The sequence below is a fragment of the Amycolatopsis sp. WAC 04169 genome, from assembly GCF_003947535.1.
GTDB classification, from domain to species: Bacteria; Actinomycetota; Actinomycetes; order Mycobacteriales; family Pseudonocardiaceae; genus Amycolatopsis; species Amycolatopsis keratiniphila.
In genome coordinates this window covers 209,191-232,462 of the sequence record NZ_QHJI01000012.1, presented here as the reverse complement: position 1 = coordinate 232,462, position 23,272 = coordinate 209,191, and the positions used below count along the sequence as shown (strand labels likewise).

The following is a 23,272-nucleotide window of genomic DNA, read 5'->3' as shown; positions in this document are numbered from 1 at the left end:
AGGCCACCGTGCGGGCAGAACCCACATGGTGACCTTCAGGAAAGGAGGGTGATCCGGCGTCAGGCCTTCTTGCCGCAGTGCGGCCACGCGCCATAACCGCCGCGGTCCTCGCGAACCTTCTCGGCGACAGCGATCTGCTGGGCCTTGCTGGCCTGGTGCGGGTACGCGGCGTACTGCTCGCCACCGTAGGCGTCCCAGGTGCTCTTGTTGAACTGCAGGCCACCGTAGTAGCCGTTGCCGGTGTTGGCGGCCCAGTTGCCGGTCGACTCGCACTGAGCGATGCGGTCCCAGGCTCCGGCGTCTCCGATGACCGGGTCGGCGGGCTTCTTGGTACCGACCTTGACGATCTTGGGCTTGGCCTCGGTGATGACCTCTTCCGAGACCTTCTCGCGACCGACCTCTTTGCCGTTGCGCTTGGTGACCTTGTAGGTCACGGTCTTCTGGCCCGGGGTACCCGGGTCCTCGACCTTGGTCTTGCCCTTTTCGAGCTCCGGGTCGTCGACCTTCTGCTCGGGCGGCGCGATTTCCTCGTTCTGCTTGACCATGGTGACGCCGGTCCGGCTGATGTGGACCTCGGCGCCGTCGACCAGCTTGACGTCGAGACCGCCGACGGCCTCGTCGTCCGGGCCGAGGGTCATCCGGAGCTCACCGAGGAATTCCTTGGTGGTGACCGAGTTGGTCTGCACCTTGCGCGGTTCGTTCGCGCCGTCGTAGACCGTGACGTTCTTGAGGGTCTTGACCTCGACGGTGGCGCCTTCGAGGGGCAGCTCACCGTTCTGCGGGAGCGAGGTCCAGGTGCCGGCCTTGGCGAGGTCGGCGCGGCCGAGCTGGTTCAGCGCGTCGCCGAGGTTGGTCGCGCGGACCCAGGACTCCTGCTGCGGTGCGCCGTCGACGATCAGGTTCAGCTTGCGACCGCGCTCCAGCTTGATGACGCCGCCGTCGCCCACCTCGGCCTGAGGCGAGGGCGAGAGCGAGTCGTGCGCGCCGACCGAGAGACCGGCGTCTTCGAGGACCTCGCCGACGGTGTCACCGAAGCTGTGGACCGTCTGCTGCTTGCCGTCGACGTCGAGCGTGACGCTCTTGTTCATCGCCATCGCGGCCGCGCCGCCACCGCCGAGGGTGAGCAGCACCGCCATGACGGTCCCCTTGAGGAACCGCTTCTTCCAGACGCGGGTCGAGTTCGAAATGACCTCGTCCTTGGTCGCGGCCTTCATCGGCGCGCCCGCGGTGCGGTCTTCGGCCAGCTCGTCCGGAATGACGATCGGCGGGAGCATGGTGGTCTCGGCGCTGATGAGGCGGATCAGCTCGTCGACGTCGACGTCGATCTCGGCCATCAGGGCGTCGGCGTCGGGGCCGAGCGCGGCCAGGACGTCCTGGTGCGTGATGCGCGGATCGTCGGAGTACTCGAGCTCGCCGTAGTGGGTGTCGCGGTCGAGCACGGCGACCGAGCCGGCGGAAGCGAAGGTGTTCGTCTCTGCGCCGAGGCGCGAGCCATCCTGCCTACTGCTACCAGTCACTGGGTCGTTCCCTTTCCCAAGACGTCGAGGAGCTCGACAACCGCTCCACTACGTCCTTCGTCTCGATGCACTCTTCGGCACACCTCTAGAAGTCCGACACCCGCAGCCAGCGCCATCGTCACGGTTCCAGGCCGTACCGCTCCTGGTTCCGCTTCCCCGACGTGCACTGACGTGACTGTGGGAGTAACAGCCGGAGACCGCTTGAGCGGGCACCGACCGGCACGATCACGGGACAGTAACGAACCTCGCCGGGTTGCGCAAACACCGCCCGGAGTGTCGTGACGTTGGTCACTCATCAGAGTGGACCATTGCTGATCACTAATGTCGCAATCCGTTCAACCGGCCGTGACTGTCGGCAAACGGAAGACCCGCTCAGCGGTCTTTCGCACCGACTCGGCCACCTCGTGCACCGCCTCGCCCCTTAGCGTGGCGAGATGCCGAACCGTGTAGGCAGCGCAGTAGGGCTCGTTGGGCCGCCCACGGAACGGATGCGGGGTCAGGAACGGAGCGTCCGTTTCGACGAGGTATTGGTCTGCCGGAACGATCCGCGCCGCCTCATGGAGCCCTCGTGCGTTGCGGAAGCTGACCGTCCCGGCGAAGGACAGCACGTATCCGGCATCGACACAGCGGCGAGCGACCTGCTCGTCCCCCGAGAAACAGTGGAAGACGACCTGCTCGGGCGCTCCCTCTTCCTCGAGAATCCGGAGGACGTCGTCGTGAGCGTCTCGATCATGGATCATCAGCGGCTTGCCGATGCGCTTGGCGAGATCGATATGCCACCGGAAGGCGTCCTGCTGGGCGTCGTGGGGCGAATAGTCCCAGTAGTAGTCGAGGCCGGTTTCGCCGACCGCGACCACTCTGGACTGTTTCGCGAGACTCTCCACTTCGGATTTCTCGGCTTCGCCGAATTCCTTGGTGCGCGTGGGATGGATCGCGACGGCGGCCCACACCCGAGGGTCCCAAGTGGACGCTTGCGCGGCCCAGCGAGCGGCCGCGAGATCGTCCGCGACGGTGATCACCCGCGACACGCCGGCGCGTTCGGCGCGGTCGACCATGGCTGTCACATCAGCCGCGGTGACCGCGCCGCACGCGTCTAGGTGGGTGTGCGCGTCCACCACCGAGACCGGCAACCTGTCCGGGATCGGCGGCGGCTCCTTCTTCTCCGCACCCATCAGTTGCTCATTTCGAGATCGGTGCCCATTCAGGACCGGTCTCGCCGAGTTCCGGGTCCAGCTTGGCGAACAGCGGGGTCGGCTTCTCCAGCGGCTTGCCGACCTCGATCGGCACGGACTTCCAGCGCGCCTGCTCGGCCTTGTAGTCCCCGGTGAGGATGGGGTTGATCCGGCCCGGGATGTCGAGGTCCTCGACTTCCTGAAGCTCAGGCTGGGCCGCCCAGACGCCGGTGCCACCGAGCGCCTCGTGCACCTTCTGCGCCGAGTGGGGCAGGAAGGGGGTCAGCAGCGTGTTGGCGTCGGAGACCACCTGCAGGGCGGTGTGCAGAACGCTGTCGCGCCGCGCGGGGTCGTCCTTGAGCTTCCACGGCTCCTGGTCCGAGAGGTACCGGTTGGCCGCGGTAACGACGCGCATGGCCTCGCTCGCCGCCGCCTTGAACCGAGACCGCTGCAGGTGGGCACCGGCGGTGTCGAACGCCTTGCGAGAGAGCTCCTTGAGCTCCTCGTCGGCGGCCGTGGGGGCGTCGGGACGCGGGATGGCTCCGACGTTCTTGTGCGCCATCGAAATGGACCGGTTGACGAGGTTGCCCCACTCGTTGGCCAGTTCGAAGTTCGTCCGGCGGACGAACTCGTCCCAGGTGAAGTCGGTGTCCTGGGTCTCGGGGCCCGCGACGGAGATGAAGTACCGCAGCGTGTCCGGACCGAAGTCGCGCAGGAAGTCGTGGACGTAGATGACCGTGCCGCGCGAGGTCGAGAACTTCGAGCCGCTCATCGTGAGGAACTCGCTGGAAACGATCTCGTCGGGCAGGTGCAGCTTGCCGTACTTCCCGGGCACGCCGCCTCGGTCGCCCTCGCCGTTGTGCCCGAAGAGCAGAGCGGGCCAGATCTGGGCGTGGAAGGTGATGTTGTCCTTGCCCATGAAGTAGTAGGAGCGGGCGTCCGGGTTGCTCCACCACTCCTGCCAGGCGTCCGGGTTGCCGGTCCGGCGTGCCCACTCGACGCTCGCCGAGAAGTAGCCGATGACCGCGTCGAACCAGACGTAGAAGCGCTTGAGCGGCTGGTCGCGCCAGCCGTCCAGCGGGATCTTCACGCCCCAGTCGAGATCGCGGGTGATCGGCCGCGGCCGCATGTCGTCGATCAGGTTCTTCGTGAAGTTGAGGACGTTCGGGCGCCAGTCGGTCTTGCTGGACAGCCATTTGCCCAGGGTGTCGACGAACGCGGTCAGGTCGAGGAAGTAGTGCTCGGTCTCGACGAACTTCGGCGTTTCACCGTTGATCCGGGACTTCGGGTTGATCAGCTCGGCCGCGTCGAGCTGATTGCCGCAGTTGTCGCACTGGTCACCGCGCGCGCCGTCGTAGCCGCAGATCGGGCAGGTGCCCTCGATGTACCGGTCGGGCAGGGTGCGGCCGGTCGAGGGGCTGATCGCGCCCCGGGTCGTCTTGGGAACGACATAACCGTTGCGATGCAGCGCGAGGAAGATCTGCTGCGTGACCTCGGCGTGGTTACCCGTGGTGGTGCGAGTGAACAGGTCGTAGGTGAGGCCGAGCCCTTGCAGGTCCTGGCCGATCTGGCGGGTGTACTTGTCGGCCGTCTGCTGGGAGGTCATGCCTTCTTTGTCGGCCTGGACGGTGATCGGGGTGCCGTGTTCGTCGGTACCGGACACCATGAGCACCCGGTTGCCGGCCATTCGCTGGTAGCGGGAGAAGACGTCGGACGGGACGCCGAATCCGGACACGTGGCCGATGTGGCGGGGGCCGTTGGCGTAGGGCCAGGCCACCGCAGTCAACACTGGGGTGCTCATGCTTGTTTAGCCTACGGACGTCGTCTAAGGCATTGTTGTCCGGGAGAGGATCGGAGGCCTCGGTGTCCGCCACGCGTCTGCTGGTGCTGGGTGTCGTGCGCATGTACGGCAAGGCTCACGGCTACCAGGTCCGGCGCGAGCTTCTCTCGTGGGCGGCCGACAAGTGGGGCAATGTCCAGCCGGGTTCGATTTACCACGCGCTGAAAAAGATGACCACCGAAGGCCTTCTGGAACAGGTCGAGGACCTGGAAGCGGACGGCGGGCCCGACAGGGTCGCGTACAGACTGACCGAAGACGGCGAAACCGAGTTCGTCGTGCAACTCGGCAGGGCGTTGTCGAGCGACGACGCCACCGGGTACTCGCTCTCGGCAGCGGTCATCTTCATGCCGACGCTGCCCCGCGCACAGGTGCTGGCGTTGCTGAAACAGCAGCTGGCGAATATGGAAGCGCACGCCCAATCGACCCATTACGCCCGCGAACACGCCGTCGATCTGGGGAAACCTCCCCACGTGAGCGAGCTGTACCGCCTGTGGAGCGTGCACGCGGATGCGAACGTGACCTGGATGAGGGATCTCATCGGCCGTCTCGAAGCCGGCGAGTACGTGATGGCGGGCGAAGGTGCGGACGACGAAGCCGTGTTCGGCGCGCCGCCCACGTAATCAAATTTGACTACGGAACGACTCCTAGGGCAAAGTGCGTCCAGCCACTAGTCAAACTTGACTAGCTGCGCACCGAAAGGAGTAGACATGATCAAGGCACGCGGCCTTGAGCGGCGGTTCCGCCGCAAGGGCCGCAATGGGGGCGAGGTCCACGCCGTCAAGGGCGTCGACCTCGACGTGTCGGCCGGGGAACTGGTCGGCTTCCTCGGACCGAACGGCGCGGGGAAGACCACGACCCTTCGCATGCTGACCACGCTGCTCAAGCCCACCGCCGGCGAGGCGACGGTCGGCGGCTGCGACCTGCTCGCCGACCCGCTGGGGGTGCGCCGGCGAATCGGCTACGTCGCTCAGGGCGGCGGCACCGCGCCGGCGAGCAAGGTCGTCGAGGAGATCGAGTTCCAGGGCAGGCTGTACCGGATGAGCAAGGAGGACGCGCTCGCGCGCGGAGCCGTCCTCGCCGAGCAACTGGACCTGGCCGGGCTCGACCAGCGGACGACCGCGACGCTGTCGGGTGGGCAACGCCGACGGCTCGACATCGCGCTCGGGCTGATCCACTCGCCAGGGCTCGTCTTCCTCGACGAGCCGTCGACGGGGCTCGACCCGCAGAGCCGGGCGAACCTGTGGGACCACATCCGCAGGCTGCGCGACGAGCATGGGGTCACGGTCTTCCTGACCACGCACTACCTCGACGAAGCCGACGCGCTCTCCGACCGGCTGATCGTCATCGACGACGGGAAGATCGTCGCCGAAGGCACACCGGACTCGTTGAAAGCGAGGGTTTCCGGCGACGGTGTCGTCATCGGGGTGTCACCGGATTCGGCGGAGGAGACCGCGGAGGTCGCGGGCCGCCTCGAAGGGGCGCACGAAATGACCGTCGCCGACGGCACCGTGCGTTTCCGGGTGCCGCGCGGCGACACCGCGATGCCCGAACTGCTGCGGGCGCTCGACGCGCGTGGCATCGCGATGACCTCCATGCAGGTGCACCGGCCGACACTCGACGACGTCTTCCTGGCTCTGACGGGCAGGAGCTTGCGCGACGCCGAAGAGAGCGAGCCGGTCGAAGCCGACACGAAGGAGGCCACGCATGTTGCATGACACTTGGTTGATCTTCCGCCGCGACATGCTAACGGCGTTGCGCAACCCGACGTGGCTGGCCATCGGCATCATGCAGCCGCTCCTCTATTTGTTCTTCTTCGGGCCGCTTCTGGTGAAGGCGCTCAACGCGCAAGGGCTGTCCGATGTGGACGGCTGGATGATCTTCACTCCGGCGATCATCGCGCAGCTCGCGCTGTTCGGCGCCTCTTTCGTCGGGTTCGGGCTCCTCGCGGAGTACCACTCGGGCGTGGTGGAGCGGATGCGGGTCACACCGGTGAGCCGGGTGGCGTTGTTGCTGGGCAAGGTTCTCGCCAACGCGCTGCAGACCGTCGTCCAGGCTCTGCTCATCATCGCGCTGGCGTATCTGGTCTTCGACCTAAACGCGCCGTTCAGCGGCGTCGTGGTCAGCCTGGTGATCGTCTTCCTTCTGTCGGTCACGCTGGCGTCGTGCTCGTACGCGCTGGCGTTGACCCTCAAGAGCGAAGACGCCTTCCCGGCTTTGCTCAACGCGGTTCTCATGCCGCTGCTGCTGCTTTCCGGAATCCTGATCCCGATCACCGCGGGCTCGGCGCCGGATTGGCTGTACACGATTTCCCGTATCAATCCGTTCCGGCATGTGGTGGATGTCGAGCGGAACAGTTTCCGCGGCGACTTCTCGATGGACGCGCTGTTCACGGGGAGTGTCGTGGTGCTGGTCATGGCCGTTCTGGCCATCTGGTGGGGCTCGCGGACGTTCCAACGCGAAAACGCCTGAGACACGCTGTACCGAAAGGTCACCTTGCGGCCGCTCCGCGGACGTATGGTGACCTTTCGGTCGTACTGGGGCGAAATTCGAGGCAGGTGGGTTTGCTGGATCCGGAAGGCGAGCACGGCGTCACCCTGTCCCACCGTGAGACGGTGAAGGACTGGGCGGCGGTGCGCGGCGCCGACATCCGGTTCGCGTCGGTCACCGTCACTGAGAATACCAACTGGCGGGACGCCGCGGCGGAACGCAATCTGACCGGCGCGCAGCATGCCGGTATCCACACCGGCGCGCGGCACTACGCACGTCCTGGCGCCGTCCATGACCAAGCCGACCATTTCGTGCGGACGGCGAGTGCGCTCGGCGCCTTCGCGCCCGGTTCGCTCGCGCCCGCGCTCGAAGTGGAGGCGCCCAGCGTCGACGACCGGTTCATCAAGGCGTGGATCAAACACGTCAGGCACGCGGCGCGTATCGAACGGGTCCTGGTGTACGCGGGGCTCGACTGCTGGACGAACCGGTTGCGACCGGACAAGTGGGCGGACAGCGAAGTGGTGTTGTGGCTGGTCAGGCACAACGAGATCCCGGGAAGACCGGGCTGGTTCCACTCGCGGCTGGGATTGCATCAGCACGGTTTCGGCGCCGGGCTGCCCGGAGTGGACGGACCGATCGCGCAGGACGCCGTGGTCTATCCCTTCAAACTGACCGACGTGCTCTTGTAGTTTCCGCTGCGTGACGAGGGATGCGCACGACGTCACCAGGTGGTCGCGGATCTCACTTTCCGAGGGGCGCGGGTTGCTTTTCCGGCCAGTCGAACGGCGACAATGTCGCGTGCGGTTGATGTGCCGGAAGCTGCGGACCGACGTCGGGCCCGAACGGGCACTGGCGGTCCTCGGCGCACGCGCCGGGAAGCTCGGACTCGCACCGCCCGCCGCGCTTTGCGGAGAGTGGTTCTCTTCGCGCGCGGTCATCGCGCTGAACGCTTCCCTGACTCCTGTCCATAACGTGGCCGAAGCGTTCTCGATTCCCACTCGGATGTCTGACGTTCGTGACGCGGTGCCTGGTGCGGTCGGGGGCGGCTGGTTCGGTTACCTGAGTTACGACCTGACCGACCCCTCGGGCCGTTCCGGTGCGCTCCCGCCGGCCGCGTGGGGCTGGGTCGACCGAGTCCTCCGGCTGGACACGGACGGGACGTGGTGGTTCGAAGCCCTGGTCCCCGACGGCGATCCGGATCCGATCGACGAGGTGTCCGCGGTGGAATCCGCGCTCGCCGAGCTTCCCGAAACGACGACCTGGAGTTCCGGTCCGTTGTCGCGGCCACTTCCTTCGGAGCACTACGACGCCGTCAAGGCGTGCGTGCACGCGATCGAAGCCGGCGAGCTCTTCCAGGCGAATATCTGCGCCCGCTTCGGCGGGAGGTTCACGGGCGATCCGATCGCGTTGTTCGCCGAAGGCGTGCGTCGTTTGGGAGCCCGCCGGGCGGCTTTCCTCGCCGGCGACTGGGGCTCGGTCGTCTCGTTCTCCCCTGAGCTTTTCCTTGCCAGGCATGGGCGAAGCGTCCGGTCGACGCCGATCAAGGGCACCCTGCCGCGACGGGACGCCGCCGACGAACACCTCGCGCGACGCCTTCGGGAATCCACCAAGGACGTCGCCGAGAACGTGATGATCACCGATCTCGTCCGCAACGATCTCGGCCGGGTGTGCACCACCGGCAGCGTCCGGGTCCCCGAACTGCTCGCGGTCCGGCCCGCGCCGGGCGTGTGGCATCTGGAGTCCACTGTGGAGGGATCGCTCGCCGACGGGATCGACGACGCGGCACTGCTCGCGGCCACGTTCCCGCCGGGTTCGGTGACGGGCGCGCCGAAGATCCGGGCACTGGACCTGATCGCCGAGCTGGAGCCCACCGCGCGCGGCGTCTACACCGGCGCGATCGGGCTCGCTTCGCCGATCGCCGGGCTGGAACTGAACGTCGCGATCAGAACCTTCGAAATCCACGAAGACACGATCGCGCTCGGAGTCGGCGGCGGGATCACCGCCGACTCCGACAGCGACGCGGAATGGCAGGAATGCCTGCACAAGTCCGCTCCGCTGGAGCGCCTGCTCGGCTGACTACTTGGTGGGGTCCAGCAGCAGCTTGCCCATCGTGCCGCGCGAGCGCAGGGCCTCGTGGGCGGCGCGCGCGTCGGACAGCGCGTACTCGCCCCCGGCGACAGCGCGGACCCGGCCCGCGAGGGCCAGCTCGAAGAGCTCGTCGAGCGCGCGGCCGAAGACGTTGCCGGGGAGTTTGAACGCGTGCGGCAGCCACATCCCGGCCACGGTGGTGCTGTGCCCGAGCAGGTTGCGGGCTTCGATCGGCTTCGGGTTCTCGCGGCTGGCCATGCCGTAGAACGCGAGACGGCCGAACGGCGCGAGGGCCGCGATGCTCTGGTCCGTGACCGCGCCGCCGGTCATGTCGAGCACGATGTCGACGCGTTTGCCGCCGTTCGCCTCGCGGAGCGCGTCGGTCATGTTCTCGGCCCGTGAATCGATGGCGACGTCGGCGCCCAGTTCGAGAGCGAGGGCGCGCTTCTCCTCACTGCTGGCGGTCGCGATGACCCGGCTCGCTCCCCAGGCTTTCGCGAGCTGCACGGCGATGGAGCCGACCCCGCCGGCGGCCGCGTGCACGACGACGGTTTCGCCGGGTTCGAGGTGGGCGCTCTTTCGCAGCAGGAGCGAAGCCGTGGTGCCCTGGACGATGAAGGAGAGCGCGGTCAGGTCGTCGACGCCGTCGGGAACGTCGTAGCTGGTGACGTCGTCGGCCACCGCACGCTCGGCGTAGCCGCCACCGCCGTTGAGCAGCGCGACGATCCGCTTGCCGTCGGCGGTGCGGCCGACGACCTCACCACCGGGGACGAGCGGGAGCTTGCTCGGCGCGAGGTACGAGTTCTCGGCCTGGTGGGTGTCGGCGTAGTTGATGCCGATCCGGTCGACCTCGACCAGCCGCTGACCTGGGCCGGGGACGGGATCGGGAAGGTCGACGAGGTTGAGCACCTCGGGTCCGCCGAACTCGGTCACCTGTACTGCGCGCATCCGCTTCCTCCTCGTCGAGATGAGACATTCTTGCATATGTCTCATGCACGAGACATCGCGTGATATGTTTCACTCATCGAAACCGCACTCGAACGCCAGCTGACTTCGCCGCGCCCGGACGCCCTGCGCGCGTTCACGATCGCGCGCGCCCGCTTCCTGGAGGGGCGCCGCGTGGACATGGGTGAACTGGCGAGTGAGCTCGGGATCAGCCGGGCGACCCTGCACCGCTGGGTCGGCGGCCGGGATCAGCTGCTCGGCGAAATCCTGTGGTCGATGACCGTGGAGGTCTTCGAAGCGCGGTCTTCCGGCAAGCTCGGGCGCGGCGCGGCAGGGATCGCAGAGCTCGTCGGCACCTTCGTCCGCACCGTGAACGGCTCGAAACCGTTCCGGGAGTTCCTGCGCAACGAGCCCGAGCGGGCGTTGCGGATCCTGACGACGAAGGCCAGCGTGGTGCAGAGTCGCGCGATCGCGAAGATGCGCGAGTTCCTGGACGAAGAGGTCGAGGCCGGGCGGCTCACTCCGCCCCTGCCGGTCGAAGATCTGGCCTATCTACTGGTGCGGATCGGCGAGTCCTTCATCTACACCGATGTCATCACCGGCGACGAGCCCGATGCCGGAAAGGCGCACGCGGCCGTGACGGCTTTGCTGTCCTAGCGCTTGCGGGAAGCGAGAACAGCGTCGTAGAGCTCCTTCTTCGACACCCCGGCCGCCTCGGCGACCTCGGCGGCGGCGGACTTGAGGCGTTCACCTGCCGAGACCCGCGAAGAGACCTCCGAGACCAGCTCCTCGACACTCACCGAGCGCGGTGGCGCGCCCGCGAGGACGACGGTGATCTCACCCTTGACCCCCTCGGCGGCCCAAGTGGCCAAATCCGGAAGATTGCCGCGTTTGACCTCTTCATAGGTTTTGGTCAATTCGCGGCAGACGGCGGCACGACGCTCGGGGCCCAAGACTTCGGCGGCGTCGGCGAGCGTGCTCGCGAGGCGATGCGGAGATTCGAAGAACACGGCCGTACGGGGCTCGTCCTTCAACGAACCGAGCCATTTCGCCCGTTCACCGGGCTTGCGCGGAGCGAAACCTTCGAAACAGAAACGGTCGCAGGGCAGGCCGGACAGCGCGAGCGCCGTGGTCACCGCGGACGGGCCGGGCAGGCAGGTCACGGCGATCTCCGCCTCGACACAGGCCGCGACCAGGCGGAATCCGGGATCCGAGACGCTCGGCATCCCCGCGTCGGTCACCAGGAGCACCGTCTCACCGGCTTGAAGCGATTCGAGTAGTTTCGGCAGACGGGCCGTCTCGACGTCTTCGTAAAAGCTGACGACGCGCCCGACAGGCGAAACCTCGAGGGCCGCGGTGAGGGAGCGCAGGCGCCGGGTGTCTTCGGCGGCGATCACGTCGGCCGTCGCGAGGGCTTCGGACAGGCGCGGCGAAGCGTCACGGACGTCTCCGAGCGGGGTGGCTGCCAGCACGAGGCGTCCTTCGGTCATTCCCGAAGGTTAACCGGTTCGCAGATCCGGACACCGAGTTCACTCTTCCGCCCGTAGGATCATGCCCCGTGACCGCACTGCTGACCCGTGACAACGAGAGCGTGCGGCCGGATCCGGTCGACGCGCTCAGGCCACCGAACGACCGGGAGGCCACCCTCCTCGGCCGCGGCATGCCGACGGACCGCCTGCGCGGCTGGATCGTCACGCTGGTGCTGACGCTCATCGGCGGCATCGTCCGGATCCAGAACCTGGGAACGCCCACGGACAAGGGCACCCCCGTCTTCGACGAGAAGCACTACGTCCCGCAGGCGTGGCAGATGCTGCGCAACGGCGGTTACGAGGACAACTACGGCTACGAGCTGATCGTCCACCCGCCGTTGGCGAAGCATCTCATCGCGATCGGCGAATGGCTGTTCGGCTACAACGCCTGGGGCTGGCGGATCATGCCGGCGCTGGCAGGCACGCTGATCGTGCTCCTCACCATCCGGATCGCCCGGCGGCTCACGCGGTCGACACTGCTCGGCGCGGTCGCCGGGATCCTGGTGATCAGTGACGGCGTCCTGCACCTGCAGTCACGCATGGGCATGCTCGACATCTTCATCGCGTTGTTCGTGCTCGCCGCGTTCGCCTGCCTGCTGTGCGACCGCGACCAGGTGCGGCGACGGCTCGCCGTGGCCGTCCGCGAAGGCTGGATCGACGAATCACGGTTCGGCCCGAAGCTGGGTTTCCGGTGGTGGCGGTTCGCCGGCGGCCTGATGATCGGGCTGACCTTCGGCGTCAAATGGTCGGCGCTCTACTACATCGCCGCGTTCGGCCTGCTCACCGTCTTCTTCGACGTCGCCGCGCGCCGGGCCGCGGGGGTGCGGCGACCGTGGGTCGGCACGCTGCGCCGTGACGTGCTGCCCGCGCTGTGGGCGATCGTCGTCATCCCGATCCTGGTGTATCTCGCCTGCTACTGGGCCTGGTTCGCGAGCGAGACCGCGACCGACCGCAACTACGTGGCGATCAAGGACATCGATCCCGGTTTCTGGGCCTGGATGCCGCCCGCGTTGCGGTCGCTCGGCGACTATTCGATGAACGTGCTCGACTTCCACGCGAACCTGGTGACACCCAAGGACAAGCCGCATCCGTGGGAGTCGAAGCCGTGGACCTGGCCGATGGGGCTGCGGCCGATGCTCTACGCGTACGCGGGCGGCACGGACGCGACCGGCTGCGGCGAGTCGACCTGTGTGCGGGCGACGATGCTGATCGGGACACCGGCGATGTGGTGGCTGGCGCTGCCGATGCTCGGCTGGAGCGTGTGGCGGTCGGTCTTCCGCGCGGACTGGCGCTATGCCGCCGTACTCGTCGGCTACCTCGCCGGGTTCCTGCCGTGGTTCACCAACCTCGACCGCCAGATGTACTACTTCTACGCGACGCCGCTGGCGCCGTTCCTGGTACTCGGACTGACACTGGTCCTCGGGCAGATCCTCGGGGGCGCGAAACGCGGATTCGAGCGGCGGGGCACCGGACTGCTCGTCGTCGCCCTCTACGTGGGACTCGTCGTGGCCAACTTCGCCTGGTTGTGGCCGATCCTGAACGGCAACGCGATCACGAACGAGCACTGGAACGCCGAGCTGTGGCTTCCGTCCTGGAAGTGACCACGGCCCGGCCCACCACCTCGTGATTTTCCCGATTCAAGTGTGACACTTGCCCCCGAGTTGTTACTCTTCGCTGGTCGACAGCAGCTCTACAGGGGGCATCATGACGATCCGACCGCTCGGAGCGGCCTGCGCGGCCGCTGCGTTGTTCTTGATCGCGGGGTGTGAAGAGCAGACGCCGGGAACCGCGGCGCCGCAGTCCTCGGCCGTTCCGAGCACTTCCGAAGCGCCGGCCACCAGCACGACACAAGCCAGTGCTTCGCGTCCTTCGACGACCGCCTCCGAGGCCACCACACCCACCGCCGGTGGCGCGGTGGCGCACACGCCCGACGGCGCCGCGAGCGTGATGGAGCAGTACCACCACGCGCTGGGCGAAAAGGACCTCGAAACCGTCTGCCGGATCACCGGGCCGGCGTTCGACGGCGGGATGAAGGAGTGCCGTCAGCTCACCCCCATGCAGTTCGGGATGCTCTCGGCCGACGACGTGAAGAAGCTGAAGGCCACCCGTGTCGACCGGGCGAAGCTGCAGAGCAAGGGGCCGGACAAGGTCGTCGTCCCGCCGGGCGCGATCGCGCCGCAGATCGCGATGATGGCGGCTCAGCCCAAGACTTTCACCATGGCCTGGCAGGGCGGGACCTGGGTCATCGTCGACTGAGAGAGCAAGGGACCTTTGCTACCACCTGTCTCGATGTCGAGATAAGTGGTAGCAAAGGTCCCTTGCTCTCTTTTCGCAGGTCAGCGCGGGTGGCGTTGAGGCTGCGGCTGCTGGTGGGGCTGCGGAGGGCGACGCGTCACGATCTGCGTCACCGGGCCGTCCGGCGACTTGCCCGCCCGGGCGAGCCAGCCTTCGACGTCGCGCCGCACGGCGGTGAGCGTCGGGCGGCGGCGGGGCTCCTGGTCGAGCGACGCGATGAGGATCCGGGCGTGGGCGCTGCGGTTCGGCAGTTTCGACACCGGTTCGGCGCGGGCGGCGGCCATCAGCGCGGCCATCGGGGTCTCCCGGGTGCCGCGCGGCGGTTGACCGGAGAGCGCGTAGCTGACCGTCGCGGCGAGCTGCCAGGCGTCCGACGCCGGGCTGGCCGGTGAGCCCATCGCCTGCTCGGGCGCGACGAAGTCCGGCGTGCCGATCATCATCCCGGTCGCGGTCATCTTCGAGTCGCCCTGGCTGCGGGCGATGCCGAAGTCGATCAGGTGCGCGAGCCCGTTGCGGTCGAGGATGATGTTCGACGGCTTCAGGTCCCGGTGCAGCACGCCCTTCTCGTGCGCCGCCGCGAGCGCGCCCGCCATGGTCGACCAGAGCCGTCCGGCGGCGATGTCGTCGAGCGGGCCCTGCGAATCGACGATTTCGGCCAGGGAGCGCCCTTCGAGGTACTCCATCACCAGCGCGAGCCCGTCGGGCTCCTCGACGAGGTCGTACACCTTTACACAGTTGGGGTGGTTAACCACGGCCAGCGCACGGGCCTCGCGCTGCATCCGTTCCTCGGTGTCCCGGTCCGGCGCGTGCGCGATCTTCAGCGCGACGGTGCGGTTGAGCTGAGTGTCGACCGCTTCCCAGACCGTGCCGAAGCCACCGTGGCCGAGCCGCCGGACGCGCTTGTAGCGGCTGCCACCGGAGTTACGCGAACCAGGGGGCGGCGGGATCGGGCCCGGGGCCGCGGCCAGCGCGGGAGGTTCGGGCGCCTGTGCCAGCGCGGTCGCCGGGTACTGCTTGGCGGGCGGGGGCGGCAGTTGCGGTTGCGGCTTCGGGGCGGGCGGCTCCGGGCGGTACGGCTCCACCTTCTGCCGGGGCTGCGGGTCGGGCCGGTTGATCACCGACCACGGCGGCGGACCGACGAGCGCGACCGGGATCAGGCCCAGCACGCTGAACGGCAGGAACCCGAGCCAGAAGTGCACGGCCGTGTTCGCGCCCATGCCGACGCTCGCCAGCACCATCAGCACGAACGGGATCCAGAAGAACCGCGAAGGCCACTTCGGGCCGCGGCGGAACGCGGTGCGTGCCTGCAGCATCACGAACAGCAGCGACAGCGCGGGCAGCCCGACCAGCAGGATCAGGTAGAAGATGTAACTGAGCTGCATCCCGTTCGGGTAGAACAGGACCTCGTACACGTTCTGGCCGCGGCCGAGGTACTCGCTCTGCTTGCCGATCAGCGGGCTGTAGTCGGCGTTGTAGGTCGCCAGATCACTGGCGGAGAAGCCGGATTGACCGCCCGATTTGGACGCGGCCTCCTGGTACGTCTGCGAAACCCCGGTGGCCAGCAGCCACGGCAGCAGGAAGACGGCGACGACGCCGATCCCGCCGAAGACCGACAGGGTCACCACGTCGTAGCGGTTGCCGGTGCCTTTGCGGATGATCGCGACGATCATCGCTCCCAGTGCGGGCAGCAGCGCGACCAGCGCTCCCGCGGTGCTCGTCGCCCACACCCAGTCCCCAGGCCAGATCCCTGGCCCGAACAGGCTGTGCGCGAACGAAAGCAGCGCGCTCGCTAGTCCCATGGACCCTGCTCCCCTCGCTCGTCGAGGCCGTTTCCGGCGGTTTTCCCCCTAGTCCAGCTTAGGACGCTCCATGCCCTCACAGGGTTGCCGGGTTGTCGCGGGCGTCTCTCCGCCGTTACCACCAGGCATCGGCCGGTCCGGAAGTCCATGATGGTCCGGTACCCGAACGCGAAGGAGCATTCGATGCACGCCGAGTCGTACCAGCGGAGCCTCGAAGACCCGGAGGGTTTCTGGCTCGAAGCCGCGCAGGCGATCGACTGGACCCGCACGCCGACGCAGGCACTCGACGCGTCGAAGGCGCCCTTCTACCGCTGGTTCCCGGACGGCGAGCTCAACACGGCGTTCAACGCACTCGACCGGCACGTGCGGGACGGCCGCGGCGAGCAGCCCGCGCTGATCTGGGATTCGCCCGTCACCGATTCGGTTCGCCGGTTCACCTACGCGGAACTGCTGGACGAAGTCGCGCGCTTCGCCGGCGCCCTCGCCTCCCTCGGCGTCGGGAAGGGCGACCGCGTCATCGTGTACATGCCGATGGTCCCCGAAGCGGCGGTCGCGATGCTCGCGTGCGCCCGGCTCGGCGCGGTGCATTCGGTCGTTTTCGGCGGCTTCGCGCCGAAGGAGCTCGCGGCGCGGATCGAGGACGCGAAACCCAAGGTCATCGTCGCGGCGTCGTGCGGAATCGAACCGACGCGGATCGTGGAGTACAAGCCGATCATCGACGAGGCGCTCTCTGGAACCGCCCACCAGCCGGACAAGGTCGTGGTGCTGCAGCGGGAGCGCGCCCGCGCCGTGCTGGGTGAGCGCGACGCCGACTGGGCCGAGCTGGTCGCGAAGGCCTCCCCCGCCGATCCGGTACCGGTCGCGGCCACCGACCCGCTGTACATCCTCTACACCTCCGGCACCACGGGGAAGCCGAAGGGCGTCGTGCGCGACACCGGCGGGCACGCGGTCGCGCTGGCCTGGTCGATGGGCGCGATCTACGACATCCAGCCCGGCGACGTCTGGTGGACGGCGTCCGACGTCGGCTGGGTCGTCGGCCATTCCTACATCGTGTACGCGCCGCTCCTGATCGGGGCGACGACGGTCATGTACGAGGGCAAACCGGTCGGAACCCCGGACGCCGGCGCGTTCTGGCGCGTCATTTCCGATCACGAGGTGAAGGCGTTGTTCACCGCGCCGACCGCGCTACGAGCGATCAAGAAGGTCGATCCGGACGGCATCGAAATCGGAAAATACCAGCTCAGCGGATTCAAGACGTTGTTCATGGCCGGTGAACGACTCGATCCGGAGACCTATCACTGGGCGCACGACAAGCTCGGCGTGCCGGTGATCGACCACTGGTGGCAGACGGAGACCGGCTGGCCGATCGCGGCGAATCCACGCGGTTTGGAACCGATGCCGGTGAAACCCGGTTCCGCGACGAAACCGGTGCCGGGCTGGGACGTGCGGATCCTGGACCAGGCGGGCGACCCCCTGCCCGCCGGGCGCGAAGGCGCCATCGCCATCAAACTGCCGCTCCCTCCGGGATCGCTGCCGACGTTGTGGCAGGACGACGAGCGGTATCGCGAGGCGTACCTTTCGCGGTATGAAGGCCACTACCTGACGGGTGACTCCGGATACGTCGACGAAGACGGCTATCTGTTCGTCATGGGTCGCACCGACGACGTCATCAACGTCGCGGGGCACCGGCTTTCGACCGGTTCGATGGAGGCCGTGCTGGCGTCGCATCCCGCCGTCGCCGAATGCGCCGTGATCGGGGTCCGGGACCAGCTGAAGGGGCAGCTTCCACGCGGTTTCGTGGTGCTGAAGTCGGGAACCGACGTCGACGCCGAGACCCTCAAGGCCGAATTGGTCGCGCTGGTGCGGCGCGACATCGGCCCGGTCGCCGCCTTCCGCGACGTGTCCATTGTGGACGCGCTGCCGAAGACGCGGTCCGGGAAGATCCTGCGCAAGACCATGCGCGGGATCGCCGACGGCCGCGACGAACAGGTGCCCTCGACGATCGAGGACGCGAGCGTTCTCGATGCCCTGAAAGCGGTTCTGCGCGGCGAGTGACCGGTGATCGGTACGGCGTACTGGTCCGATCGGGTGTTGTCGTGTTTGCCCTATTGGTCTATACCTCTAGAAGCAGAGAGTCTCCAGGTACCCCGACCGGAGGTGCTCCATGAGTAAACGCCTGTCCAGAACCGTGCTCGGCGTGGCCGTCCTGAGCCTCGTGACGCTCGGGCTGCCCGCCACGGCGAGCGCGGGACAGCACGCGAAGGCCGAACGGACCGTCACCGACGTCGTCCCCGCGCCGGTCGACGCGAAACCCGACCCCCGCGCGAACTTCCGCCTCAGCCCCGCGACCGTCATCCGCACCGACCGCGAAGGCAAGCAGGTCGCCGAGTACCTGGCAGGCCTGCTCCGGCCGGCCACCGGCTACCGGCTGCCCGTCGTCAGCGGCCACCGCGGCGGCGGCCCCGCCATCTCGCTCGAAACCGGTCACGCGAGCGGCCGCGTCGGCAGCGAGGGCTACCAGCTCAAGGTGTCGCCCTCCGGCGTGACCTTGAAGGCGAACACCGACGAGGGCCTGTTCCTCGGCGTGCAGACGCTACGCCAGCTGTTCCCGTCCGAAATCGAGTCGAAGACCGTCAAGAAGCGTTCGTGGGTGGTCTCGGGCGGCACAGTGCTCGACTACCCGCGCTTCGGCTACCGCAGCGCGATGCTCGACGTCGCCCGGCACTTCTTCACGCCGGATCAGGTCAAGCTGTACATCGACCAGATCGCGCAGTACAAGATCAACAATCTCCACCTCCACCTGAGCGACGACCAGGGCTGGCGGATCGAGATCAAGAGCTGGCCGAAGCTGGCGACCGTGGGCGGCCAGACAGCCGTCGGCGGCGCTCCCGGTGGCTACTACACGCAGGAGCAGTACAAGGACCTGGTGCGCTACGCGGCTTCGCGGCACATCACGATCGTTCCCGAGATCGACATGCCGGGGCACACCAACGCGGCCCAGCACTCCTACGCCGAACTGAACTGCGACGGCAAGCCGATACCGCCGCGCACGGACATCGAGGTCGGCTACAGCTCGCTGTGCATCGGCAAGGACATCACCTACAAGTTCGTGGACGACGTCATCCGCGAACTGTCGGCGATCACCCCTGGGAAGTACATCAACATCGGTGGCGACGAGGCGCACTCGACCTCCCCGGAGGACTACCAGACCTTCGCCACGAAGGTGCACCCGATCGTCGCGAAGTACGGCAAGACGATCACCGGCTGGCACGACATCGCCAAGACGAACCCGCCGGTTTCGGCCGTCCCGCAGTTCTGGGGCACGACGGGTACCGACGCGAACGTCGCCGCGGCCGCGGCCCGGGGCAACAAGATCCTGATGTCGCCCGCGAACAAGGCGTACCTGGACATGAAGTACCACGCCGGGACGCCGCTCGGGCTCAGCTGGGCCGGCCTGATCGAGGTCAAGACCGGGTACGACTGGGATCCGGCCACGTACCTGCAGGGTGTGACGGAGAAGAACGTCATCGGCGTCGAGGCGCCGTTGTGGTCGGAAACGCTGATCACCAGTGACCACATCGAGTTCATGGCGTTCCCGAGGCTGCCGGGTTACGCCGAGATCGGGTGGTCGCCGAAGGATTCCCGGACCTGGGACGCCTATCGGCTCCGGCTGGCGAAGCAGAGCCCGCGGTGGGTTCAGCAGGGCATCGACTTCTACCGGTCCGCGCAGGTCGACTGGAAGTAGCGCGCCATGAACGGTCCGTTCCTCGCGAAATTTGCAAGGAACGGACCGTTCATTGCACGGCCGCGGCGTCGAGGCGGGCGGTGATGGCGGCCCGAGCGAGCGCGTACGGCTCGGTACCGCCGAACATCACCGAATCGGCGTTCGCGGCCCGCCCCAGCGCGTTCAGTTCGAAGGCCAGCCGGTTCACGTCGACGGACTCACGCAGGTGCCCGGCCTTCCGCGCCTCGATCGCGGTGGACCGGATGAACTGGGCGAAGGCCCGGCTCGCGTTCGCGACCGCGTCGTGCACCCGGCCGGTCCGCGCGTCGAATTCGGCGCCGGTGTTGAAGAAGAAACAGCCGCCCGGGAACACGCGGCGTTCCGAGTAGTCGAGCCAGTTCGCGCACAACGCGCGCAACCGCGCGATCCCCTGCTCGACCTCCAGCGTCGGCTCGACGACGTTCTCCGCGAAGATCGCGCTCGCCGTCTCGACCGCCGCGAGCTGCAGCTCCTCCTTGGAACCGAACAGGGCGAACACCCCGGATTTGCTCAATTCGAGTTCGGTGGCGAGCCTGCCGAGGGACAACCCGTCGAGCCCCTCGACGGACGCGATGTCGACGGCGCGCCGAAGCACGATCCGCCTCGTCGCGTCACCGCGGGCCACCCGGCCGTCAACCGGCATTCCGTTCCTCTCGCCGCCTCTTCGCCGATGCCAGGCCGTCACGGTACTGCCGGGAAAGCGCCGGCGCCGCGAGCACCCGGTCCAGCAGCGCCCAGTACGCGTCCCGGCGCTCGTCGTCGAGCTGGGCGACGTTGGTGAACGACGCGACGTACACCTCGGCGATCGTCGGATTCACCGGATCGCGTTCTTCGAGCGTCATGCGTCCCGACGTGGGCACCACGCCCGTCCGCAGCACCCGCAGGTACCAGCCGCTGCGACCGGAATCGATCATCGCCGGGATGACGTCCTTGCGCCCGGTCTTCATCGCGAGTTTGAAGCACGGCGTCCGCGGCTGCGAGACCTGGACCAGCGCGTCTCCCCAGGCCCAGACGTCACCGACCCGGACGTCGTACTCGTCGGCGCCCGTCACCGAGGCGTTCTCCCCGAAATCCCCGCCGACACCGGGAACCCCTGCTCCGCCCAGGCCGCGTAGTGCGTCGCCGGATAGACGTACACCGCCTTGTCGACACCGCCGTGGACGGTGCGATCGGCCTGGTCGTCGCCGGCCAGATTGATCTCGTCCAATTCCAGGAACGGCGTCTCCACCCGCGATTTCGCGATGGCGCTGTACACCGGCACGTCACGCTTCGTCCCCAGCACGGACGGACGCCCGACGAAGACCTCGTTCACTTCGAGAGTGCTCACACCTAGAAGATAGCACGACCGTTCGTATACATTGCCGCCATGGATCTCATCGCACTCACCACCCGGGCCCATCAAGCAACCAAGGACACGATCGCCGGAATCGGCGCGGACGACTGGGACCGCTCGACCCCCTGCGCCGAGTGGACCGTCCGTGACATCGTGAAACACCTGATCGAGGGGCACGACTCCCGCACCGCGGAGGCGACCGGCCACCCGATGAAGACCCGGCCGTCGGCCGACGACGACCTCGCCAAGTCCTACGAAGAGAGCTCCGCCGAGTTCCTCGCGGCCTTCGACACCGAAGCGCTGGAGAAGACCTTCGATTTCGGCAACTTCGGCCCGCTCCCCGGAAAGAACGCGATGGCCGTGCTGTTCGTCGACACGCTCACCCACGACTGGGATCTCAACACCGCCCTGGGCCGTGAGCACCGCTGGGACGACGAACTCGCGACGGCCGCGTTGAAGGTGGCGAGCCGCTATCCCGACGTCGAACCGGTGCGCGGGCCCGGCGGCGCCTTCGACCACGCTGTCGAGGCACCGCCGGACGCCGGGCCGGGCGCACGGCTCATCGCGTTGCTGGGCCGTTCAGCTCAGCCGACTCCTCGTCGCTGAACAACCTCGACCGGACCAGGAAGCGGACCCCTTCGGGCGCCTCCAAGGAGAATCCGCTCCCCCGGCCGGGGACGACGTCGATGGTCAGATGCGTGTGCTTCCAGTACTCGAACTGGGGACCCGACATCCACACCGGAACGTCGTCGATTCCGTCGACGCTCAGGTCACCAAGGTGGACGTCGGACGCCCCGGTGCGGAATTCGCCCGCCGGGTAACACATCGGGGCGCTCCCGTCGCAGCATCCGCCGGACTGGTGGAACATCACCGGTCCCCTGCGTGACACCAGCCGCCGCAGCAGATCCGCGGCGGCCGGTGTCAAGCCGACCCGCTCGGCCATCAGAAGAACCCGAGCGCACTGTCCGAATAGGACACCAGCATGTTCTTGGTCTGCTGGTAGTGGTCCAGCATCATCTTGTGGTTCTCGCGCCCGATCCCGGACGCCTTGTAGCCGCCGAAGGCCGCGTGCGCCGGGTACGCGTGGTAGTTGTTGACCCACACCCGGCCCGCCTGGATGTCACGGCCGGCGCGGTAGGCGGTGTTGCCGTCGCGCGACCAGACACCGGCGCCGAGGCCGTACAGCGTGTCGTTGGCGATCTTCAGCGCGTCGGCGTAGTCGTCGAACCTGGCCACCGAGACGACCGGGCCGAAGATCTCCTCCTGGAAGATCCGCATCTTGTTGTCGCCCTCGAAGACCGTCGGCTGCACGTAGTACCCGCCGGACAGTTCGCCGCCGAGGTCGCTGCGCTCACCGCCGGTGAGGATCTTCGCGCCTTCCTTCTGACCGATGTCGATGTAGGAAAGGATCTTCTCCAGCTGGTCGTTCGAGGCCTGTGCGCCGATCTGCGTCTCGGTGTCGAGCGGGTGCCCCTGCTTGATCTTCTTGACCCGCTCGACGGCGTCGCCGAGGAACCGGTCGTAGATGCCGGACTGGATCAGCGCCCGTGACGGGCAGGTGCAGACCTCGCCCTGGTTCAGCGCGAAGAGCGCGAACCCCTCCTGCGCCTTGTCGTAGAACGCGTCGTTGGCCGCGGCGACGTCATCGAAGAAGATGTTCGGGCTCTTGCCGCCGAGTTCGACGGTGACCGGGATGATGTTCTCGCTGGCGTACTGCAGGATCAGCCGTCCGGTGGTGGTCTCGCCGGTGAACGCGACCTTCCGCACCCGATTGCTCGACGCGAGCGGCTTGCCCGCCTCGACGCCGAAACCGTTGACGATGTTCAGCACGCCCGGCGGGATCAGGTCGCCGATGAGCGACATCAGCAGGTGGATCGACGCCGGGGTCTGCTCGGCGGGCTTCAGCACGATCGCGTTGCCGGCGGCCAGCGCGGGCGCGAGCTTCCAGACCGCCATCAGCAGCGGGAAGTTCCACGGGATGATCTGGCCGACGACGCCGAGCGGCTCGTGGAAGTGGTACGCGACGGTGTTGTCGTCGATCTGGGAGATGCCGCCCTCCTGGGCGCGCAGGGCACCGGCGAAGTAACGGAAGTGGTCGATGGCCAGCGGGATGTCGGCCGCGAGGGTCTCGCGGACCGGTTTGCCGTTCTCCCACGATTCGGCGACGGCGATCGCTTCGAGGTTCTGCTCCATCCGGTCGGCGATCCGGAGCAGCACGTTCGCGCGCTCGTCCACCGACGTCCGGCCCCACGCCGCGGCCGCTCCCTCGGCCGCGTCGAGCGCGCGGTCGATGTCGGCGGCGGTGCCGCGGGCGACCTCGGTGAACACCTGTCCGGTCACCGGGGTCGGGTTCTCGAAGTACTGACCGCTCGCGGGCGGTACGTACTCGCCTCCGATGTAGTGGTCGTAGCGCGACTCGTAGCTGACGACGCTGCCTTCGGTGTTCGGTGCCGCGTACTTGGCCATCTTTCCTGCCTCATCGCTAGGGGTGACGGATGACGGCG

General features: G+C 67.6%; 21 protein-coding genes and 1 pseudogene. 11 read left to right on the top strand and 11 right to left on the bottom strand.

The genetic code is table 11. The features are described from left to right. Positions 1-59: 59 nt before the first annotated feature. The 3 genes from DMC61_RS32605 to metG form a co-directional block, all read right to left on the bottom strand. Positions 60-1,439, bottom strand: a complete 1,380-nt coding sequence (locus DMC61_RS32605) for a resuscitation-promoting factor (RefSeq protein WP_043848394.1) — start codon at positions 1,437-1,439, stop codon at positions 60-62. Positions 1,440-1,852: 413 nt separating this feature from the next. Then, entirely contained in the window at positions 1,853-2,689 is an 837-nt protein-coding gene (locus DMC61_RS32600; RefSeq protein WP_125694078.1) for a TatD family hydrolase, read from the bottom strand. Between the two features lie 7 nt (positions 2,690-2,696). Next, the gene (gene metG, locus DMC61_RS32595; protein WP_199750150.1) at positions 2,697-4,490 is read right to left on the bottom strand and encodes a methionine--tRNA ligase; all 1,794 of its coding nucleotides are present in this window, start codon (positions 4,488-4,490) and stop codon (positions 2,697-2,699) included. A 62-nt stretch (positions 4,491-4,552) separates the two neighbouring features. Between metG and DMC61_RS32590 the strand changes: the two genes are divergently transcribed. From DMC61_RS32590 to DMC61_RS32570, 5 genes are all read left to right on the top strand, one after another. Further along, positions 4,553-5,149, top strand: coding sequence for a PadR family transcriptional regulator (locus DMC61_RS32590; protein WP_125694076.1), 597 nt, complete (start codon positions 4,553-4,555; stop codon positions 5,147-5,149). An 87-nt stretch (positions 5,150-5,236) separates the two neighbouring features. Next, complete coding sequence (locus DMC61_RS32585; RefSeq protein WP_125694074.1) at positions 5,237-6,244, top strand: ATP-binding cassette domain-containing protein; 1,008 nt, start codon at positions 5,237-5,239, stop codon at positions 6,242-6,244. Beyond that, on the top strand, positions 6,234-6,998 hold the full coding sequence (locus DMC61_RS32580) for an ABC transporter permease (RefSeq protein WP_125694073.1): 765 nt from the start codon (positions 6,234-6,236) through the stop codon (positions 6,996-6,998). The genes DMC61_RS32585 and DMC61_RS32580 overlap by 11 nt, the downstream gene beginning before the upstream one ends. Positions 6,999-7,090: 92 nt before the next feature. Next, entirely contained in the window at positions 7,091-7,705 is a 615-nt protein-coding gene (locus DMC61_RS32575; RefSeq protein ID WP_125694300.1) for a glycoside hydrolase family 25 protein, read from the top strand. Positions 7,706-7,814: 109 nt separating this feature from the next. Beyond that, on the top strand, positions 7,815-9,092 hold the full coding sequence (locus tag DMC61_RS32570; RefSeq protein WP_125694071.1) for an aminodeoxychorismate synthase component I: 1,278 nt from the start codon (positions 7,815-7,817) through the stop codon (positions 9,090-9,092). On the opposite strand, the gene DMC61_RS32565 is transcribed toward DMC61_RS32570, so the two are convergent. Further along, positions 9,093-10,052 (bottom strand): zinc-binding dehydrogenase, encoded by a 960-nt coding sequence (locus DMC61_RS32565; protein ID WP_125694069.1) that lies wholly within the window; start codon positions 10,050-10,052, stop codon positions 9,093-9,095. 177 nt (positions 10,053-10,229) lie between these two features. On the opposite strand from DMC61_RS32565, the gene DMC61_RS32560 reads away from it, so the two are divergent. Beyond that, entirely contained in the window at positions 10,230-10,706 is a 477-nt protein-coding gene (locus DMC61_RS32560; RefSeq protein ID WP_233595041.1) for a QsdR family transcriptional regulator, read from the top strand. Here the strand turns inward: DMC61_RS32560 and rsmI are convergent. Next, entirely contained in the window at positions 10,703-11,539 is an 837-nt protein-coding gene (gene rsmI, locus DMC61_RS32555; RefSeq protein WP_125694065.1) for a 16S rRNA (cytidine(1402)-2'-O)-methyltransferase, read from the bottom strand. The two genes, DMC61_RS32560 and rsmI, sit on opposite strands and share 4 nt — an antisense overlap. A gap of 68 nt (positions 11,540-11,607) precedes the next feature. Between rsmI and DMC61_RS32550 the strand changes: the two genes are divergently transcribed. Then, a complete protein-coding gene (locus DMC61_RS32550; RefSeq protein WP_125694063.1) occupies positions 11,608-13,179 on the top strand; it encodes a dolichyl-phosphate-mannose--protein mannosyltransferase in 1,572 nt (523 codons plus the stop codon). A 63-nt stretch (positions 13,180-13,242) separates the two neighbouring features. Here DMC61_RS32550 and DMC61_RS32545 read toward each other — a convergent pair whose 3' ends face one another. Continuing rightward, positions 13,243-13,470, bottom strand: a complete 228-nt coding sequence (locus DMC61_RS32545; RefSeq protein ID WP_125694061.1) for a hypothetical protein — start codon at positions 13,468-13,470, stop codon at positions 13,243-13,245. A 22-nt stretch (positions 13,471-13,492) separates the two neighbouring features. On the opposite strand from DMC61_RS32545, the gene DMC61_RS32540 reads away from it, so the two are divergent. Beyond that, positions 13,493-13,834: a hypothetical protein gene (locus tag DMC61_RS32540; RefSeq protein ID WP_016337334.1), complete on the top strand. Its 342-nt coding sequence runs from the start codon at positions 13,493-13,495 to the stop codon at positions 13,832-13,834. A gap of 80 nt (positions 13,835-13,914) precedes the next feature. On the opposite strand, the gene DMC61_RS32535 is transcribed toward DMC61_RS32540, so the two are convergent. Continuing rightward, complete coding sequence (locus DMC61_RS32535) at positions 13,915-15,672, bottom strand: serine/threonine-protein kinase (RefSeq protein ID WP_125694059.1); 1,758 nt, start codon at positions 15,670-15,672, stop codon at positions 13,915-13,917. 147 nt (positions 15,673-15,819) lie between these two features. On the opposite strand from DMC61_RS32535, the gene DMC61_RS32530 reads away from it, so the two are divergent. After that, positions 15,820-17,727, top strand: a complete 1,908-nt coding sequence (locus tag DMC61_RS32530; RefSeq protein ID WP_125694057.1) for a propionyl-CoA synthetase — start codon at positions 15,820-15,822, stop codon at positions 17,725-17,727. A gap of 109 nt (positions 17,728-17,836) precedes the next feature. Then, positions 17,837-19,417 carry a family 20 glycosylhydrolase gene (locus DMC61_RS32525; protein ID WP_125694055.1) on the top strand — a complete coding sequence of 527 codons (1,581 nt, stop codon included), beginning with the start codon at positions 17,837-17,839 and terminating at the stop codon, positions 19,415-19,417. A 49-nt stretch (positions 19,418-19,466) separates the two neighbouring features. Here the strand turns inward: DMC61_RS32525 and DMC61_RS32520 are convergent, their stop codons facing one another. After that, the gene (locus tag DMC61_RS32520) at positions 19,467-20,078 is read right to left on the bottom strand and encodes a TetR/AcrR family transcriptional regulator (RefSeq protein ID WP_125694053.1); all 612 of its coding nucleotides are present in this window, start codon (positions 20,076-20,078) and stop codon (positions 19,467-19,469) included. Further along, positions 20,068-20,762: pseudogene (locus tag DMC61_RS32515) on the bottom strand (MOSC domain-containing protein). The gene DMC61_RS32520 and the pseudogene DMC61_RS32515 overlap by 11 nt, the downstream one beginning before the upstream one ends. 39 nt (positions 20,763-20,801) lie before the next feature. Between DMC61_RS32515 and DMC61_RS32510 the strand changes: the two are divergent. After that, positions 20,802-21,374 carry a TIGR03086 family metal-binding protein gene (locus DMC61_RS32510; protein WP_125694051.1) on the top strand — a complete coding sequence of 191 codons (573 nt, stop codon included), beginning with the start codon at positions 20,802-20,804 and terminating at the stop codon, positions 21,372-21,374. On the opposite strand, the gene DMC61_RS32505 is transcribed toward DMC61_RS32510, so the two are convergent. Beyond that, positions 21,328-21,711, bottom strand: a complete 384-nt coding sequence (locus tag DMC61_RS32505; protein WP_125694049.1) for a DUF779 domain-containing protein — start codon at positions 21,709-21,711, stop codon at positions 21,328-21,330. The genes DMC61_RS32510 and DMC61_RS32505 overlap by 47 nt on opposite strands. Beyond that, positions 21,711-23,234 carry an aldehyde dehydrogenase family protein gene (locus tag DMC61_RS32500; protein ID WP_037340578.1) on the bottom strand — a complete coding sequence of 508 codons (1,524 nt, stop codon included), beginning with the start codon at positions 23,232-23,234 and terminating at the stop codon, positions 21,711-21,713. Before DMC61_RS32500 ends, DMC61_RS32505 begins: the two co-directional genes overlap by 1 nt. Positions 23,235-23,272 lie beyond the last annotated feature (38 nt).